The 19,524-nt window shown below is 48.1% G+C and carries 13 protein-coding genes; 8 read left to right on the top strand and 5 right to left on the bottom strand.

All coding sequences use genetic code 11. The features are described from left to right. Positions 1 to 237: 237 nt before the first annotated feature. Positions 238 to 1,800 (top strand): acyl-CoA carboxylase subunit beta, encoded by a 1,563-nt coding sequence (locus QNJ26_08615; protein MDJ0985592.1) that lies wholly within the window; start codon positions 238 to 240, stop codon positions 1,798 to 1,800. Between the two features lie 222 nt (positions 1,801 to 2,022). Continuing rightward, positions 2,023 to 3,171: an acyl-CoA dehydrogenase family protein gene (locus QNJ26_08620; GenBank protein MDJ0985593.1), complete on the top strand. Its 1,149-nt coding sequence runs from the start codon at positions 2,023 to 2,025 to the stop codon at positions 3,169 to 3,171. Between the two features lie 134 nt (positions 3,172 to 3,305). On the opposite strand, the gene QNJ26_08625 is transcribed toward QNJ26_08620, so the two are convergent. The 3 genes from QNJ26_08625 to serA all read right to left on the bottom strand — a co-directional run bounded on the left by QNJ26_08625 (position 3,306) and on the right by serA (position 7,761). Further along, the gene (locus QNJ26_08625; protein ID MDJ0985594.1) at positions 3,306 to 3,875 is read right to left on the bottom strand and encodes a 2-oxoacid:acceptor oxidoreductase family protein; all 570 of its coding nucleotides are present in this window, start codon (positions 3,873 to 3,875) and stop codon (positions 3,306 to 3,308) included. A 174-nt stretch (positions 3,876 to 4,049) separates the two neighbouring features. Further along, positions 4,050 to 5,870, bottom strand: a complete 1,821-nt coding sequence (locus QNJ26_08630; protein MDJ0985595.1) for a thiamine pyrophosphate-dependent enzyme — start codon at positions 5,868 to 5,870, stop codon at positions 4,050 to 4,052. 310 nt (positions 5,871 to 6,180) lie between these two features. Further along, positions 6,181 to 7,761 (bottom strand): phosphoglycerate dehydrogenase, encoded by a 1,581-nt coding sequence (serA, locus tag QNJ26_08635; protein ID MDJ0985596.1) that lies wholly within the window; start codon positions 7,759 to 7,761, stop codon positions 6,181 to 6,183. A 484-nt stretch (positions 7,762 to 8,245) separates the two neighbouring features. Between serA and QNJ26_08640 the strand changes: the two genes are divergently transcribed. Then, entirely contained in the window at positions 8,246 to 10,270 is a 2,025-nt protein-coding gene (locus QNJ26_08640; protein ID MDJ0985597.1) for a 3-hydroxyacyl-CoA dehydrogenase/enoyl-CoA hydratase family protein, read from the top strand. Positions 10,271 to 10,447: 177 nt separating this feature from the next. Here QNJ26_08640 and QNJ26_08645 read toward each other — a convergent pair whose 3' ends face one another. Continuing rightward, positions 10,448 to 12,121 carry a tetratricopeptide repeat protein gene (locus tag QNJ26_08645; protein ID MDJ0985598.1) on the bottom strand — a complete coding sequence of 558 codons (1,674 nt, stop codon included), beginning with the start codon at positions 12,119 to 12,121 and terminating at the stop codon, positions 10,448 to 10,450. Between the two features lie 7 nt (positions 12,122 to 12,128). Next, positions 12,129 to 13,175, bottom strand: a complete 1,047-nt coding sequence (locus QNJ26_08650) for a polysaccharide deacetylase family protein (GenBank protein ID MDJ0985599.1) — start codon at positions 13,173 to 13,175, stop codon at positions 12,129 to 12,131. A gap of 357 nt (positions 13,176 to 13,532) precedes the next feature. Here QNJ26_08650 and QNJ26_08655 point away from each other — a divergent pair, with 357 nt between their 5' ends. The 5 genes from QNJ26_08655 (at position 13,533) to QNJ26_08675 (ending at position 19,522) form a co-directional block, all read left to right on the top strand. Beyond that, positions 13,533 to 14,408: a hypothetical protein gene (locus QNJ26_08655; GenBank protein ID MDJ0985600.1), complete on the top strand. Its 876-nt coding sequence runs from the start codon at positions 13,533 to 13,535 to the stop codon at positions 14,406 to 14,408. A gap of 31 nt (positions 14,409 to 14,439) precedes the next feature. Then, the gene (locus QNJ26_08660; GenBank protein MDJ0985601.1) at positions 14,440 to 16,068 is read left to right on the top strand and encodes a serine/threonine-protein kinase; all 1,629 of its coding nucleotides are present in this window, start codon (positions 14,440 to 14,442) and stop codon (positions 16,066 to 16,068) included. A 103-nt stretch (positions 16,069 to 16,171) separates the two neighbouring features. Further along, a complete protein-coding gene (locus tag QNJ26_08665) occupies positions 16,172 to 16,900 on the top strand; it encodes a Stp1/IreP family PP2C-type Ser/Thr phosphatase (GenBank protein MDJ0985602.1) in 729 nt (242 codons plus the stop codon). 46 nt (positions 16,901 to 16,946) lie between these two features. Then, positions 16,947 to 17,888, top strand: coding sequence for an adenylate/guanylate cyclase domain-containing protein (locus tag QNJ26_08670; GenBank protein ID MDJ0985603.1), 942 nt, complete (start codon positions 16,947 to 16,949; stop codon positions 17,886 to 17,888). Between the two features lie 206 nt (positions 17,889 to 18,094). After that, positions 18,095 to 19,522 carry an MBOAT family protein gene (locus QNJ26_08675; GenBank protein MDJ0985604.1) on the top strand — a complete coding sequence of 476 codons (1,428 nt, stop codon included), beginning with the start codon at positions 18,095 to 18,097 and terminating at the stop codon, positions 19,520 to 19,522. Positions 19,523 to 19,524 lie beyond the last annotated feature (2 nt).

A 19,524-nucleotide genomic window follows, 5' to 3' on the forward strand; every position in this document is an offset into this window, starting at 1 on the left:
TAATACCTATATCGATCACAAAAATCGATGCAAGACTCACTGGTTATAGTGAATGCTTGACCGACAATCAACCCATTTTGAACCAGCGATTTTCAACGGATGCGGGAGTGTTGCCTGCTCTCATGATGGTTTTCTTTGCAAAAGGAAATAATTGACACCTTGATCTGGTATACAGTATACAAAGATCAATCACATCCCGGTCGACATACACAAACACAATAAAAGGGAACAGCAGCCATGACGAAAGCCAAAACACACCAAAGTGAATTGGAGCGGTTGGCGACTTTAGAGCAACAGGCTGAAATGGGTGGTGGCAAAAAATCCATCGAGCGCCAACATGATCGCGGCAAATTAACGGCCAGAGAGCGTCTGGACCTGCTCTTTGATCCGGGCAGCTTTATGGAGGTCAACAAACTGGCTGAAAGCCAATCCATCGATTTTGGTATGCAGGAAAAAAAGGTACCCGGTGATGGTGTCGTGACCGGTTATGGCAACATCGACGGCCGTTTGGTGTTTGCCTATGCCCAGGATGTGACGGTGCTGGGCGGATCAGTGGGCACCATTCACGGTCAAAAAATCTGTCGCATCATGGACGAGGCTATCAAAGTCAAAGCGCCCCTGGTGGCATTGAACGATTCCGGTGGCGGCCGCCTGCACGAGGGCTTTTTTGCATCCAAAGGGGTTGCCGGCATGTTTTACCGCAATACCGCCGCTTCAGGCCTTATCCCCCAGATCACCGGCATGATGGGCTCATCTGCAGGGGTAGCGGTATACTCGCCGGCGTTAACAGATTTTATCGTCATGGTCAAAGGCAGAAGCCATATGGTGATCACCGGCCCGGGAATCATAAAATCCGTCACCGGTGAAGACATCAGCCTGGAGGAGCTCGGCGGAGCCAAGGTGCATAGCGAAATTACCGGTACGGCTCACTTTGTGGCTGAAAGCGATGAGGAATGCATCGCTTTCATCAAAAAAGTGCTGAGCTACCTGCCGTCCAATAACAGCGAAGACCCGCCCGTCGTAAAAACCGACGACGATCCGGAACGCATCGATAAAAAACTCAAAGAAATCGTCCCGGCCGACTTTAAAAAATCATACGACATGCACCAGGTCATCGAGCGGGTGGTGGATCAAGGCTCTTTTTTCGAAGTCCTGCGCCGCTACGCGCTCAATATCATCGTCGGCTTTGCCCGCATGGATGGTCATACGGTTGGCGTCGTCGCCAATCAGCCGCGCTTTAAAGCCGGTTGTCTGGATGTGGACGCCTCCGACAAAGCCGCGCGCTTCATCCGCTTCTGCGATGCCTTCAATATTCCCTTGATCAATTTCGTTGATGTTCCCGGATATTTTCCGGGTGTGACCCAGGAGCATGCCGGCATTATTCGACACGGCGCCAAAATGCTTTACGCTTACTCGGAAGCCACTGTACCCAAAATCACCCTGGCCTTGCGCAAAGAATACGGTGGCGCGGTAATGGGAATGTGCTGCGTGGGCATGGGCGTTGATCTCATGCTGGCCTGGCCCATCGCGCAACTGGTGGTCCTGGATACCACCGCAGCCGTCAATTTAATCTTTCGCAAGGAAATCCAGGCCGCTGAAGATCCAAAGGCCCTCCGGCAGCAGCGCATAGATGAATATGATTACAAATATTCAAACCCTTATCATGCGGCTTCCAATATGCTGGTGGACAGTGTTATCAAACCCAAGGAAACACGTCCCCAGCTGATTAAAGCCCTCAGAATGTTGCGCAACAAAGAGCGGCCCCGGCTGAACAAGCGGCATGGTAACATCCCACTTTGAAACCAACAGGATTGCAACAACATTTTATGTCGGCTTTAGACGTAGGCACCAATACTGGCAGGAATACTGGAAGATTGGAATAGTGGATGGTTGGGATTCTTTTGAGCCTCTGAATTTCATATCCCATTACTCGAATTTTCCATCATTCCAGTTTGGGGTTGATAACCAAATTGTATAACCTGACTGGATAAAATATAGTACCGATATTAGAAAGGAAGACAAATGGATTTTGATCTGACCAGAGAACAACAGTATATTCAAAAAGCGGCCCGGGAATTTGCGAAAGGTGAGTTTCCAGCCGTTGCCCTTGAGCATGACATCAATGAAACCATTCCAGCTGAAATTCTAAAAAAAGCCCGCGAATTGGACCTGATCGGTCTTTTCATTCCCGAAGAATACGGTGGTCCCGGCCTCGGGTTTTTCGAACAGGCGCTGGTGCTCGAAGAATTCTGGAAGGTGGATCCGGGTATTGCCCAGCAGTTGTGCTCGATATCTTTCGGCGCCGAGGAGCTGCTGCTCTTTGGAACCGAAGAGCAAAAAAAGAAATACCTGCCCCCTCTTTTCAAAGCAGACGGTATTTTGGGTTTTGCCATCACCGAGCCCGATGCCGGCAGTGACACCGCTGCAGCCACCACATCGGCTGTCAAAGACGGTGATGACTATATCATCAACGGCAGCAAAGTAATGATTGGCAACGGGACCGTGGGGACTCATATGCTGACTTACTGTCTGACCGATCCGGATGCGCAATCCAAAACCGGTCGGCACAGCATTATTATGGTGGAAACCAATCGCAAAGGTTATAAAGCCGAACCCATGCACGGTAAAATGGGTTTGCGGGCATCGGATACAGCTGCGGTTTATTTTAACAACTGCCGCGTTCCCCAGGAAAACCTGATCGGTGCTGAAGGCAACGGTTTTATCCAGCTGATGAAATTCTTCGATCATTCCCGCGCCTATGTGGCCGCCCACGGTGTCGGGCTGGCCCAGGGAGCCCTGGACATGGCAGTCAAACACGTCAAGGGCCGGCAGCAGTTTGGTCGCCCGTTAGGGGCATTTCAAGCCACTCAGTTTAAAATTGCCGACATGGCCACCAAGGTCGAAACCGCCCGCAACATGGTCTACAAATCCGCCTGGCTGCTCGATCAAGGTAAACCGGACACCAAGCTGACCGCCATCGCCAAAATGTACGCCTGCCATGTTGCCGTTGAAGTGGTCGACGAATCTCTGCAATTGCATGGCGGCTACGGCTATTTTAACGACTATGATATCGAGCGTTTTTACCGTGCCGCCAAGGTGTTGGAGATTTATGAAGGCACAAAAGAGGTTGAGAAGATAATTATTTCGAGGGAAGTACTGGGCAAGCTTTAAAGTTCAAACGTCCTGCAACATGTAGCTGGTTTTTAGATTGCACTGGAGTGTTGGAGCACCGGAGTATTGGAGTAATGTTTAAGTACGATCGGATGATATCTTTTCCCAACACTCCATTACTCCATCACTCCAATTTACTTTCTTAACTCCTTATACCCCGCTTCCAGCGCCTTAATCGAGGCATCCAGTATTTTTTGGCGGCTACCGAATCTTTTCTTCAAGACCTTCTTGATGTCTGCCATTGAGCAAAACAGATTGATGCCATTTTGTTTTTTCCTACCGGCCATTGCCAATGCCAGACCCAGCACGATCAAATTGAGCGATTTAGGGTTTTTGATTTCCTGAGCCAACCGGTCGGCATCCACGGTGCTGGTGACCATCTTTTTATTGATTTTCATATCATTGCTGCTGTTGATCGCAGCCCAGCCGCCGGGTTTTAAAAATGAACCATGCTGGGCGATGTTTTCGTCTTTTAAAACCAGCAACCCGTCTGCCTGAAACGGCCGAATTAAAGGGCTTGAAAAATCACCGACCTTAAAATGCGACACCACTGTACCGCCGCGCTGCGCCATCCCATGGGTTTCAGAAGTAAACACTGGAAGTCCTTTACTGATGGCAGCTTCGGCCAGCAGGCTGGTTATAAACAATACCCCCTGCCCCCCAACACCGCTGATCAGGATTTGCTGTTTGATGGCTTTGCTCATCTCAAACCTTTCGGTTGTTATTAGTTAATGATTATTGGTTATTCTTTGATCGATAAAGATATTTGATAGGACAATTACTTCTTTCCAAAAACAAATAACAGATAACGAGTAACTGTTTCCAGATTTACAATCGTCAAACAACCTTCTTTTATCCCTAACTGCAGGTAGCCAAACCTACTTTTTAGGAACAAAGGCGCCTTTGGGGCAGACATTCAGGCACACACCGCATTCGGTGCACAGAATCGGGTCGATGGTGACATGCTTATCATCTTTATCTTCATCATGATAAATCAGGGCCGGGCATTCAAAATGCTTGATGCAATATCCACAGCCGTCGCAGTCATCACTGACTTCCACCGGAATGATCTCACCGGAACCGCCCTGTCGCGCCCGATGAAGCACGCACGGATATTTTGAAAGCACCACCGCCGGGCCTTTGGCGCGGCTGTATTTGACGGCATCCTTTAGCAGCGCAATAAAATCTGTAAGCTCGTACGGGTTGGCCTCGCGGATGTATTTAACGCCGCAACCCTCAACCAGCGCGCGAATATCGACGGTCTCTGTTTCCTCGCCGCAAGCCCCGTGGCCGGTGGCCGGCGTGGGTTGATTGCCGGTCATGGCGGTGGTGCGGTTGTCTAAAATCACCAGCACAAAACCCACCTTCTGAACGACGGCATCAATTAGGGCCGGAACCCCCGCGTGGAAAAAGGTCGAATCACCGATGGTGGCCACGATATCCGGCCGTTTTTTCTCATTCTTGTAGGCATGGTAAAACCCGGCGGCCTGACTGATGGCAGCCCCCATGCAAAGGACCGTATCCACCGCCCCCATATTGAGCCCCAGGGTATAGCACCCGATATCACTGGTGTAGATGCCCCGGGGAGCGGCTTTTTTAATGGCAAAGAAACTGGCGCGATGCGGGCACCCCGGGCACAGGGTCGGTCGCCGTCCGGGCGGTGATTGAATCGAGAAGACCTCGGATTTGAGCCCGACAAAATCACTGACGATCTGCTCGATTTTTTCAGGACTGAGCTCACCGACCTTGGGCACCGTGGCAGACATCTTGCCTTTGATCCGATAGCGGTCTGCCAGTTGCATCTCGATGACCCCCATGGTCTCTTCGATGACCAGGATCTCTTCGTATTTTTCGATCATCTGATCAATAAATTTAGTATGCAAAGGAAACGGCTGAATCACCTGATAAAAAGGAATCTTTGACCAGATCTTCAGTTCCTTTAAGACATCCTTGGTATGGGCTGCCGCCACCCCGGATGCAACAATTGCACGCTTGGATTTGGCGGTGCGGTTCAGCTTTTTAGGGGCCGTGGGCCGGTATCTGGCAATCGCGGCCAGCTTCTCTTCGAGTTCTTTGTGCAGTTGCAGGCGAAATTTGGGCGTGGCCGCCCAACGGGCCGGGTTCTTTTCAAATTTAACATCGTAATTGATATTCGGAATTTTCCCCAGCGCGATATCCTGCCGGGAATGACACACCCGGGTTGTTGGCCGAATCATTACGGGAATCTTATGGGCTTCGGACAGCGCATATGCCATCCCCATCATATCTTTGGCCTGGCGGGGAGAATCCGGGTCCAGCACCGGGATCTTGGCAAACATGGCCATCAGCCGGCTGTCCTGCTCGGTTTGTGAAGAATGGGGTCCGGGATCATCGGCACTGATGAGAACGAATCCACCCTTGGTTCCCAGGTAGGCGGCACTCATCAACGGGTCGGAGGCAACATTTAAACCCACCTGCTTCATACTGACTGCCGCTCGCAAACCCGCTTGGCAGCCGGCATACGCAACTTCAAAGGCAATTTTTTCGTTGACAGCCCATTGCGTATGCATGGACAGCGACTCCTGGTTTTGAAAAAAGGCCACCGCCGCCAGAATCTCCGAGGCCGGCGTTCCAGGATATGACGTTGCAATGGCACATCCGCTTTCAATCAGACCGCGCGCTATGGCTTCATTACCCAGTAATAGTTTTCTTTTGCTCACTGTTCGGTTCCTTTAATAGTTAATGTCGCTTCAACTCGATTTAGTCTTCATTTTAAACCCTACGCTGCCGATTTCTTTCCAGTAAATCCAAGGTGTCAGGTGTCAGTGTTCAGGTGTCAGGGAGCATCAGAATAAAATCTGAAAAAAGTGAAAACATGCGCCCGATACTGCACCTGAATAGCAAGGGCACGAGACAGGCCACCGAAGGCCTGAAACCTGACACCCGACACCTGAAACCTATTGTTTCCAGCAACCCGCAACTCGTGGTTCGGCAAACGAATCACCCTGAGCGGAGTCGAAGGGCACCCGTCTACAGCTCAAACGCCGCCACGCTGATCATCAGCGGCAAGGCTCTCATTTTTTCGATAACATCCTCAGGGATGGGCGTGTCGGTGCGCAAAAAAATCATGGTTTTGTCGGAGCCCGCTTCCTGACCCACCCGCATGCGGCTGATATTTATGTTGTGGTCACCCAGCAAGGTCCCGATGCTGCCGATAGCACCGGGTTTATCATGATTGTGGATTAAGATGAACCGATCCACCGGCTCCAGTTCAAGTCGGAAATTATTGATGTGCACAACACGTGGATTTTTACGGCCAAAAATCGTCCCAGCCACCAGGTTCTCATCTTTATCCGATATGGCCCTGACCGTTATCAGGTTAATATACTCCTCAGATTCTGATATTTTGGATTCCTTAACTTTAATACCGCGCTCTTTGGCCAGCAGTTTTGCATTCACAAAATTAACGTCGTCTTTGATCATGGGTGTCATTAAGCCCTTTAATACCGCCGTAGTAACCGGTGACAGGTCCAGATCTTCAAAATCACCGGCATATTCGATCAGCACCTCTTTAATGGCACCCTGGGACAGTTGGGCCTGCAAACAGCCCATACGATCCGCCAGGGTTAAATAGGGATTTAATTTTTCGAGCAGATCACCACTGACCGCCGGCACATTGACGGCATTGATCACCGTGCCATCCCTGAGAAAGGCGATGATTTGTTCGGCCACCATAACGGCCACATTGGTCTGGGCTTCCAGGGTCGACGCCCCGAGGTGCGGCGTGCAAATAACCCGCTCAATCTCAAACAGCGGGCAAACACCCGGCGGCTCGGTCTCAAATACATCCAGCGCAGCGCCGGCCACCTTGCCTTCTTTAAGGGCATCGTTCAAATCGGCTTCAGAGACAATGCCGCCGCGGGCGCAGTTAATGATCATCACTCCGTCTTTCATTTGATCAAATGCTTTTTTATCAAGTAAACCGACAGTATCTTTGAGTTTGGGCACATGCACCGTAATATAGTCGGACCGCGCGTATAAGTCTTCAAGGGGGACAGCCTCAAAACCGGCTTTTTCAATCAGCTCGGCCGAGATATACGGATCGTGAACGATCACATTCATTTTTAAGCCCCGGGCACGGTCTGCCACAATGGATCCAATTTTACCAAACCCGATGATCCCGAGTACTTTATGATATATTTCACGCCCCTGAAGCTTCTTTTTTTCCCATTTTCCGTCTTTGAGCGTCGCGGTCCCCCAGGGGATATTGCGGGTTAAGGCCATCATCATGGCGATGCTATGTTCGGCAGTGGTGACCACATTGCCTGTCGGGGTGTTCATCACCAGCGTGCCCCGTTTGGTGGCGGCCGGGATATCCACATTGTCCAGACCAATGCCGGCACGCCCAATAACTTTAAGATTCTTGGCAGCGCCGAGAAGATCTTCAGTCACCTTTGTGGCACTGCGAATCACCAGCGCATCATAGTCGCCGATGATCTCTTTGAGCGCGTCCGGTTCTAAACCAGTGTTCACATCCACCTCAAATCCCGGTTCGGACTCAAACATTTTAATGCCTGCTTCTCCGAGGTTATCACTAATCAATATTTTCATGATATGTCCCCCCAGCACTTAATTTCTTTGTCTTTGACAAATATGTTTGGCGGATATGGATGAAATGGCAAAATGGATGTGCATCATCTCGCAGAGCGCTAAAACCCGTCTGTAACTGAGACCTTATGGTCAGGAATAAAAGTGAAACGCTTGGGTGATGATTGATGCCGCTATGTTTTCGCAAACGAGCACATTTAGTGGCTTGACACACTTTTGTATACGGTATACAAAAACCTGTCAAGCTATTTATCCAGAGCATTTATCAGATTTTCCGAATATCCTTAAAGTGCCTATAATGCTCATTTTTTTAAGAAACTTAAAAAAAAAATAAATATTGATCTTGAAAGCTATCTTAAAAATAGTAGATCACCATTTAAGTTAACCGGTTGAGCTCGAATAATCAGAAATTGCCTAATACTATTTTTTACCGGCCAACGGGCCAACCGGTAACGGGCTCAACCATTATAAGAAAGGAAAGTCCACCATGGATGCTGCTAAAAATCTTTATCGCTCGGCCTTAAACCCTTTACTAATAGAACCCGCCAGCCCGTTACCCACCGAAATTGCGGTGATCGGTGCCGGAACCATTGGCCCGGATATCGGCTATTATCTTAAAAGTGCAATGCCGGACTGCAAACTGTATTTAGTGGATGTGGTTGAAAAACCCCTTCAACAGGCAGAAAAAAGGATTGTGGGATACACAGAAAAAGCCATCGAGAAAAAAAAGATGAAGCCCGAGCTTGCAGCTGCCGTTCGTGAAAATATCGTCTATACAACCGATTACCAGCAGATCAAAAACTGCCAGCTTGTCATCGAAGCGGCCACCGAGGCGATCCCGCTTAAACAGAAAATATTTGGAACCGTGGAAAATATCGTCAGTGATGACACCATCATCACCTCAAACACCTCCTCGATTCCGGCTGACAGAATATTTCAGAATATGAAAAAACCGGAAAGGACATCCATTACGCATTTTTTTGCTCCGGCCTGGCGCAGTCTTCCGGTTGAAGTGATCGCTTGGGAAAAAGGCAGTCAGGAAACACTGGACTATCTGTTCTGGTTTTTTGCCAAAACAGGCAAAGCCCCTATTATCACCGATAATGCCATCTGTTTCGTCCTGGACCGCATATTTGACAACTGGTGCAACGAATCCGCCTATTTGTTGGAAAGCGCAACGGCCAGCCAGATTGATAAAGTGGCGGAAGAATTTGTATTCGCCGGACCCTTTTTCGTGCTCAACCTGGCCAACGGCAATCCCATCATTATCGAGACCAACAGCCTGCAAATGGAAGAAGGCGCCCATTACCTGCCGGCCGGTATTTTGGCCTCAGTGGACCGCTGGCTCACCCATCGCCCGGGCACCCCGGTGGAGGTGCCCGAAAATCTGAAATCCAGCATCAGGGATCGCCTGCTGGGCATCCTTTTTTCCCAATCTTTTGATATTATCGACCGTGGTATTGGAACCAGGGAAGATCTGAATTTTGGCTGCCAGGTGGCACTGGGATTCCGTCAGGGGCCGTTGGATTTGATGCGGGATCTGGGGGAAAATGAGGTCATGCGCATCATGGAAAAATTTCAGTCGGATAGACCGGGTTTTCCGATGCCACAGCAGGCCTATTCCGCCTATCAGGATTTTAAGCGCTTTGTACTGGTCGATGATGTTAACGGGGTCAAAGTGATTACCATCCGTCGTCCCCAGGCCATGAATGCCCTCAACAACGAATTGACCGATGAAATCCTGTCTGTCCTAAAAGAATTTGAAGACGACCCGGCCGTCAAAGGTTTTGTGATCACTGGATACGGAACGGCTGCTTTTTCGGCCGGCGCTGACATCGGTAAATTTCCGGAAATGCTGGGCGATGCCGATCGTTCAGCCCAATATGCCCGTGATTGCGCCAATGTGCAGGTATTTATGGATCAATTGAAAAAGCCGGTGGTGGCCGCGGTCAACGGATTTGCTCTCGGCGGTGGTCTCGAGGTGGCCATTCGCTGTCATGATATTGTGGCCACTAAAAATGCCACTTTTCAGTTTCCTGAAATAACACTGGGGATTCTACCGGGTATTGGCGGTTGTGTGGTGCCCTATCGTAAATGGCCGCAGGGCGCCGAGGTGTTTCATGACATGATTTGCCTGGGTCGTCCACTTAAGGCCGCAGAAGCCGCAGAGATTAACATGGTCAGCCAGATTGTAGATGATGTTCCGTCACTGATTTCAGCGGCGGTGGAGACTGTCAACGACCTGCAGGATAAAGTCAACCCCATCCCGGAAGGCAAAGTTGACATCCCGGACATCAACATTCCCGCAGAGCCTAAAGCCGGTAAACAGACGCTAAGTAAAGAAGCGGTATCGTTGACCGTCAAGGTGATTCAGGAGAGCGCTGCGGCTGAAAATTTCAATGAGGCCCTTGAAATTGGGTACAAAGGCTTTGGTGAGATTGCTTGTACGGATGCGGCCAAAGAGGGCATTTCAGCCTTTTTGGAGCGGCGAGCACCTGTCTTCAAAAAGTAGTTTTTTGTGGCCCTTACTCCAGTTTTTGGCTTAACAGTCAGATTGCAGATACCGTCTCAGGTATCAGAGGACAGAAGACAAAAAAAATGACTGGGACGCATAATTAGGTTTTATTTATTCTGATCTCCGTCATCTGACATCTGGCCTCTGACCTCTGACTTCTGAATATTGCGTATCTTACTGTGTTTTGCTGCGCTTGATGCTTTCCAGTCGCTCGTAAAGCGTTTTGGCTTTGGTAAGGTTCTTGTTGACGTCTTTGTAGTTAGGATCGATGGCGGAAACCGCTTCCCACTCCTGAATGGCTTCAGCTAATTTTTGATCCCCAAAGTATGCCAGCCCTTTTTCATAATGAACTTCCTTGTAGGTATCTTCACTTTTTTGGATATTTTGCTGGCACTGGTCACAGTCAGGATCATATTGCAGCGCCGTTTGGAATTCATTCCGGGCTGTCAAATAATCCTCTTTGCCGAATTGCTGCAAACCTTGTTGAAAATGTGCTTTTGACAGGTATTCGCGGACTTTCTTGTCGTCCGGGTTGTTTTTGGCCACTGTTTCGAATTTGGCAATCGCCTCTTTGAATTTCTTCTTGTCGTATAATGCAATGGCGTCTTGACGCAGCCCCTCGCGGCTCTGTTCTTGAATTTGCTTGAGGTATGTCTGACAATCAGGACAATTCTGGTCGTAAATCAACGCGGTCTCAAACTCCTTCTCGGCTTTGGCGTAAGCTTTTTTCTCAAAGGATTGGCGGCCTTTTTCGCGATACGCCATGGACATATAATTGCGAGCCGTCTGATCGGCAGGGTTGACGTTTAACACTTTATCAAATTCGGCAATGGCGGCGGTATATTCTTTATTCTCATACAGCTCGATACCAAGCTCACGATAGCTGAGCAGCTGATCCTCAGGTGATACTGCCGGTACGCTAACTTGCTCTTCTTTCGGTTCAGGCACAGGAGTTTCAGCTGCCGGCTCAACTTTAGCGGTCTTAGCCGTATGAGTTTCCACCGTCTTGCCTTCAACCTGGAAGGGAACACCTTCGATCTCAGGTATTTTTAACTCCTGACCAACTCTTACGCTGGTGCCATCATCCAAATTATTAAATTGGGCAATCACCGGAAATTGGCCGTAATCCCCGTAATACTGCATGGCCAGTTTGGAAAGGCTTTCCTCTGGCTGAACGGTATGAAGGACATATCGTTTGACCGTTATAATATCACCGGGCAATTCTTCATCAGACACCCCCTCTTCTGCCTGAATTTCGCCCGGGTCTGCCATTATGGGAATACCTTCGATAACCGGAATCTTGATATCTTGACCAACTCTAATACGGGTCGGATCCGCCATTTCATTGTAATCTGCTATCAAGTGAAACTTACGGTAATCGCCATAATATTTTTCGGCCAGCGTTGAGAGACTCTCGTCGGATTGAATGGTGTGCACGATATATCGTTTAACCTGCGCCATATCTTTGCTGGTACCCGCCAGTCTGGTTTTGGCGCGGGTGTGCTCAGGATTATAGCGCAAGGCAGTTAAAAATTCTTTGCGAGCTGGTCCATACTGACCTCTGTTATAATATTTCAATCCCTCTTTATAGTGTTTATCGGCCAGCTTGAGCATTTGGGGTTCAAGGGCTGAAATTTTCTCCTGGGCCAGTTGATTGTCAGCGTCGACGGTCAGCACAAGCTTATACTGCTTTAAGGCCTCAACTAAATCCCCTTGTTTTTCAAATTGCTGTGCCTTGGCGGTATAGTCTTTGGCAAGTGCCTCAGGGGATTTGCGACCCATCGATGCGCACCCGACCAGCAGAATAATAAGAAGAAAAACGCTAATAATTCCGGCGGACTTTTTCATAGTTTCCTCACTTTAGAATAAGAGGATTGAAAGTTTTGAGCCTGGATATAAAGGTTTCCATGTCCTTTTCCAGTATTTGATCTCTTCTGAGCGCCAGTGGATTGGCAAAAAATGGATTGCCCCCTCTTTTGACCGACATGGCATATTTATAGCCTGCTTGCCTGGCGATTTGAATCGCGCGTTGATCATAATAACCAAAAGGGTATGCCAGCAAAAAAGTATTTTGGCCCAATTTTCGATCGATGATTTTTTTGGAGCCGAATAGCTCTTCTTTGATTCTGGCCACATGGTCTTGCTCTGTTTCATCTTCTTTTGGTTGGGTTAGATCGGTGTGAAAAATGGTGTGGGAACCGATGGTAAACCCGTTGGCCTTCATTTCTTTGAGCTGATCCCAAGTAATGGCTGTTTTGGGTACACCAACAAAGCTGGTGTAAATGAAAATTGTCGCTTTAAACCCGTATTTTTGTAAGATCGGATAGGCAATAGTATAAACGGAGCGATAGCCATCGTCCATCGTGATCAGCACCGATTTTTGAGGGAGCCCTTGCCGATAATCGAGAAAAGCGAAAAGTTCTTCAGCCGTGACCACGTGATACCCGTTATCTTTTAGATAACGCATCTGGCGTTCGAAGGTGCTGCGCGGCATGCACAATGGCGAGCTGCATTCCTCAGCGAAACGGTGATAGGTCAAAATGGGGATGGTTTGAAACCCATCTGCTCGCAACCCTGCCCGATTGCGATCCTTTAGAGGAATGACAACCGCATTGCCACGACGAAAACGGATATCCGGATTGGCCTCTTCAATGATCCAGCCATGCTGTGGACCGCCCAGAAATTCAGCGGCCAGTTCTGACGCTGACTGATTCGACCTTAGCTGGTAGATAACATAGTCATCTGAGCGAAAAAGACGGGGCTGCGATGCGTCTGCTTTGGTTTGGGTGGACGCACATGCGCTTAAAAACAGCAAGACCAATCCCAGCACATAAATAATGAGAACTTGGAAAGGATAATGACCCCGGTCCTTGCGAGATCGAATAATCACATCAGAAAACATAGCCACCTTTCAAGACCTAAACTGAGTATACAATATCCTAACGGTTATTCAGCTTTCGGTCTACGGAACGGTTGCCTGATATCAAAGCGAGGTGCTCTTGATCATTAGGCCAATTTTTGTATGGTTGTCAAATATATTATCATATTGATCATCAAAGTTGAAATAGAGAAGTTGCCTGCACCTCGTGCGCGCTCAAATGGTAAAAATTTAAAGCAGTTAATTTGCTTGACAATGATTTGGCACCATAATATTTAAATAGGGCAATGCGCTTGCACACCCTTTTATGAATGATCCTCGCAATCTATACATAACGGCTAAAACGGCACGAGCGGCCATCTGGGGGGGAGGAAACGCCAAATGGATTCCATCCGGCAAATCAGTGACCGACTAAATTGGCGTTATGTGATTCTGGGGGTGATCATCTGGTGGTTGGCCATGCTAATTGTGTACTCGATTGTAAGCTTGCGGGTCAATCATCTCAAGGACAGCCTCAAAGACGCCGGCATTGAATTAACCAATGAGTTCGCAAATCTCGTCAGCCTGCCGCTTTTGGAAAAAGATTCCCAGTCAATCCACAAATTATTAACCGAAGCTGCCAGTCGACCGGGTGTTTTTTATGCCTCGGTTGTTGATCATCGCAACAAAGTTGTGGCCTTTACCGGTACGGGTCACCTGATGCCGGACATGACCACAACGACACGCTCAACCGAAAAAGTCTCCGTTCAGGAAGGGGGCTTTACCAGCCTTGCCAAAATCATCAATTTTGTTTCAGATATTACCTACGGCGGCACAAAAATTGGCGAAATTTTCATCGGTTTATCAGCCCCCGATGCAATTCAAACGCGAAAAATATTTGGCATCATTGCAATCATCAGCGGTTTATTGCTGATAGGAATCGTTGTCCTGTTCCGCTACCCATCGATCAAGTCATCGCTGACGAAAGTGTTGCCATCCAGCGTATCATCACCTGAAATCGAAACAGGCACCACGGAGAATTCTATTGTCTGTCCGTTGTGCGGGAGCCACAAGCGGCTATCTGCAGCCGTTTTCAAAATCTCAAACATAGATCCAATTTTGACGAGCGAATCCAAAACAACGACAGCGAACATAAGTGCTGCTGAGGATAATCCTGAAAAGATCGAGCCGCACCGTGAAAATCCGGTCGATTTATCCGGGCTCAGACGCCGAATCATAATACGCTGCACCGAAATCATCAAAAAGCTGACTGTTTAGTGTCACGCTGCGGTCGGCAAGGAGGTGTTTCATGCTGGTTAATGAATTAGCCACCATGACAGCGGTTAAAGTCAAAGAAATTTCAACAAGCACTTTTACCAAGGTTGCCAGAGGAATGAAGCGCATATCCCAGCTTAAATTCATTGAACGCAACCCCAAACAGGTCGCGATTTGTCTGACGGTTTGGCTCCTGGTCAATATTGCCGCTTATTTGGTTTATCATTTTGCATTTGAACGCAAAACCGAAGCATTTTTCCAGCAAGGAATGGCGCAGACCCACAGCCTTGAATCAAAAAGCGGGCCTTTCGTACTGGAAAAAGATATTTTATCGCTCAATATTGCCGTTAAGGAATTTGCCGACATTAAAGATTTAAAATTCGCCGTTATCTTGGACCACAAAGGCATTATAATGGCTCATACCAATGCAGAATTGATGAATCGAAAATTCGAACCGTTGCTTGAAGAAACATCTATCGATTCGCAAAACGGCATCCAGATCGTTTCTGGAAAGCTGACGGACAAAACCCCTGTTGTTGGTTTCTTTAAAATCATCAATTTTTCAGATGTTGAAATCGGCAAAGTGGGTATTGTGCGTTCCACGGCGCATCTGCATAGTGACCTCAATCAATTGCGTTTCACTTATTTTGCCGCCGTTTTGACGACCATCATCCTGTTGGCCGCGGCTCTGGTAGTATTGGATCGCAGCGCCAAAGCCCGGGCGCTAAAAATGCAAGAAAATATCGCAAAAATGGACCGCATTGGCCCCTACGTGCTGCATCAAAAAGTTGCCCGTGGCGGGATGGCCGAATTGTTCCTGGCGGATTATGAACGTGAAGACGGCTTTCGCCGCAAAGTTGCGATCAAACGCATTTTACCCCACCTGGCGGGAAATCAAAATTTTATTAGGATGTTCACCCGGGAAGCCCGCGTGGCCGCCCTATTACAGCATCCCAATGTCGTCCAGATATTTGACTACGGCAACATAGAAAACGCGTATTTTATTGCCATGGAATTTATTGATGGAAAAAACCTGGGAGAAGTGATCAAAGAATTTGGCCACGGGTTGCCAGTGGAAATAGCCGTTTTTATCATGTCGCAAGTATGCAAAGGGCTGGATTATTCCCATAACAAAAAAGACGATACCACCGGAGAGCCTTTTAAAATCGTTCATCGCGACATCAGTCCCCAAAATCTGCTGATATCATATCAGGGAGAGGTTAAAATCAGTGATTTCGGTATCTCAAAGGCCAGATCAGAGCCGAGTTTAACGCAAGCGGGTGTCGTCAAAGGCAAGCTGGTTTATTTATCACCGGAACAAGCCCTGGGTGAACACATTGACCATCAGGCCGATATTTACGCTCTGGGACTTGTCTTCTATGAAACGCTTACCGGCAAAAGGGTTTACGAGTTTGCCAATGAAGTTGATGCTATTCGCACGATTCCGGTGTTGGACATAGAGCCTTTGAGCAATGTTCTATCTGATATCCCACCAGAATTAAACCGCATTGTAATGGGATGTCTGGAAAAACAAAAGGACTTAAGGTATCAAAGTGCTGAGGAGATACATGCTGATTTGCTATCCTTTAAAAAGCAGCAGAATTCAGCTTATGGTACCTCCGATCTATCCAATTTTATGAAACAATTTCTTAACAACAGATAAACGACTTCAAAACCTTCTAATGATTGCGTTGAATATCGCCGATATAAATAGCTGAGCTCGTTAATTTTAATTAAAAACTGAACAGAGTCGGAAGCACTCCCGTATGGCCGAAAAATTATTTACCGGAAAAACAGATATTGGATTGCGACGCCAGAATAATGAAGATGTTTTCCTGGTGAGCCCCGAGCTAGATTTCTGCCTGGCTGCGGATGGAATGGGCGGTGCCGCCGCCGGCGAGGTGGCCAGTGAAATTTTTGCTCAAGCGGCTCTCGACACTTTTTCTGGTCATCGCAACCGCTCTGAAAAAGACACTTTGTATGGGGTACAAAAAGCCTACAGTACTGCCAATGAGAAAATGATAGAGCACATCATTGCAAATCCTGACCACAAAGGGATGGGTTGCACTGCAGAACTTCTGGCATTTTTTGATAACGATTTTATTCTGGGCCATATCGGTGATAGCCGCACCTATCGTCTTAGAAACGGCGAACTTGAGCAGCTTACCGAAGACCATACCCTTGTCCAACAACAACTTCGAGAGGGTTTGATATCTGAAGAAGACATCAGAAATCATCCCATGCGTCATGTCATCTTTCGAGCCGTCGGCATAAAAGAAGAGATGACCATTGATCTGCTAAAAGGAAAAATACATCCTGCCGACCTTTATCTCCTGTGTTCAGATGGCTTGACCGATATGGTAGCAGACGATCAGATTCAGGAAATTCTGTGCACCGATACTGATATCAACCACAAGACGGATAGCCTGATTGAAACTGCCAAGGCGGCTGGCGGTTTAGACAACATTACCGTTGTGCTGGTCGCTGTCCCTTAACGTCTTTTGAAGTGGCCCCCAGATCAACACCCAAGCAGGCCAAAATATGTCAAATCCTTATTTAGAATGGCTTGACGAAAACCAGCAGGTCCAACGTCTTGAAATCGTTGATAGGATTTTTATTGGGCGAAGCTGTAAAGGTATCGATCCTCAAAAAAGAATACTGGTGTGCAATGCCCAGGTATCCAGAGACCATGCCGTCATTATTCGTCGCGCAAAATCACTAAAAATCAAAGACATGAGCAAAAACGGCACCTGGGTCAACGGTATTCGACTGGCTGCTGGCGCAACCAGCGATCTGGCCGATGAAGATACGATCAGCGTGGGTGGCGTCTCTATAAAGGTATATTCCCTCGCGACTGACTCCGTAACCCAAGAAAGGGCCATATTGACCGAAGGTACGGTGGTAACACCCGCTGAGGTGGTGGTGACCAACGTCGTCGCTGATGTTCGCGAATTTTCTACGTTTTCCCAAACCCAAGCTTCAGCAGATGTGTATGCGCTGATGAAGGAAATCTTTGAAGCGTTTAGTCAAATTGTCGTTGCGCACAAAGGCACCATTAAGGATTACGCCGGTGACGCTGTTTATGCTTTCTGGGATCATCATGTTGAGCCGATGCGCCAGCAGGCTGTTTTGGCCTGTCAGGCGGCCATACAACAAAGTCAGGCCATCCATGGCATTCGGTCACAACTGTCCGGCAAAAATGCCGCTGCCGCAGAACTGGAAATGGGTTGGGGTATCACGACCGGCAAAGTGACACTGTCACATTTTGGATCGCGTTCAGCCGATCTGGCTGTGGTCGGCGACTGCACCAATCTGGCATTTCGTTTATCCGGCATCGCCAACAAAGATGTACCTGATAAAATTGTCATCTGCTCCCAAACGGCTGAACTGATTGGTGACGATTTCAGATTGCAAGATCTTGGCAGCATTCCGATCAAAGGCCGAGATGGCACAGAACATGTCTTTTCCCTAAGCCCACCCTGACACTCCGATGCCATCATTAGATAAATCCCCGGACGTTGTTAAACAATTTTGATTCTGCGTGCAATTTGGGTTACTATTTCATATGTCAGGTGATTTAGCCGACAACTAAGACCGTTGTTATAAAGTCAGCCGTTGACAAACTACAATCGAGTGTCATTGGCCGCCTTGCATAGCAAACGGTTCGGAACCCTTCGGTACATTTATAAATGGTATTTTCAACTACAATTTTTCTTTTTGGCTTCCTGCCTGCGGTCATTCTTGTTTATTTCGGGCAACAACTGATTGCGCCCAAACGGCTGCGTAACACCGTACTGTTGTGCTTTAGCTACCTCTTTTACCTATACGGCGCCGCCGGTTTCCTCCTCATCTTAATCTTGTCGACTCTGGCGGACTTCGTGCTCGGGCAGCTTATTGAACGCCGGCATGCCCACAAGCGACTGTGGCTAAGTATGTCGCTGATGGTGAACTTGGGGCTGTTGGCTTACTTTAAATATGCCAATTTCTTTGTGGGAGAACTCAACCACATGTTGGGAATATGGCAGCATCCGCCAATTGAATGGCAGGCCGTTGCTTTACCGATTGGCATCTCCTTTTTTACCTTCCAAAAGATCAGTTATATTATCGATGTGTATCGCGGAAAATGCCCAGCGCTAAGCAACCTAGTGGACTTTGCGCTCTATATTGCCATGTTTCCGCAGTTGATTGCCGGACCAATCGTGCGTTTCAGCACGATCAGAGATCAGCTAAAAGGGCGACAGGAATCATGGGACAGTTTCTATAACGGCATTATTCGGTTTTGCTGGGGACTGGCCAAAAAAGTCCTCATTGCCAACTCCTTAGGCCAGATCACGGATGCGGTATTTAGCCTTAAACCGGAAATGCTGGATACCAAAATCGCCTGGCTGGGCGCACTGGGCTATACGCTTCAAATTTATTTCGATTTTTCAGCCTATTCGGATATGGCCATTGGTTTGGGAATGCTGTTTGGTTTTAGCATTCCCGAAAATTTCAATCGCCCCTACTCCGCCGTAAGTATTACTGATTTTTGGAGACGCTGGCATATCACCCTTAGTCGATGGTTCAAAGATTACCTGTATATACCTCTGGGCGGCAATCGCAAGGGAACACCTCGAACCTGCCTGAATTTGACCATCGTTTTTTTGCTGTGCGGTCTGTGGCATGGTGCCAATTGGACCTTTTTGCTTTGGGGAATTTACCACGGGGGATTTCTGGTCATTGAACGTCTGTGCGGTCTGCGCGACCTATCGCACGCTCGATACAGGTTTATCCGTCGCCTTGTCACCCTTTTAATTGTAATGGTCGGTTGGGTGCTGTTTCGATCTCAAAATTTGTCCCAGGCCATTGAATTTTTAAGCGCGATGTTCACTTTCAGCGATTTGCCCATTTCCTATGAGCTTTATCGGGCATTGAATTATCGCAATATCTTATTCATGTTGTCGGCGCTGTCGGTATTTTTCCTGCCCGCCGATGTATCGATCATCAAAACCATTTTAGAAAAGAAAGATCCGGTTCCGGTTGTGGCAGGGGTCATCATGATCCTGCTGCTGCTGCCCTATTGCGCCGCAATGATAATCGGCGGCGCCAGCAGTCCTTTCATTTACTACCGGTTTTAATC

This window comes from Desulfobacterales bacterium, assembly GCA_030066985.1.
Taxonomy (GTDB): Bacteria; Desulfobacterota; Desulfobacteria; order Desulfobacterales; family JAHEIW01; genus JAHEIW01.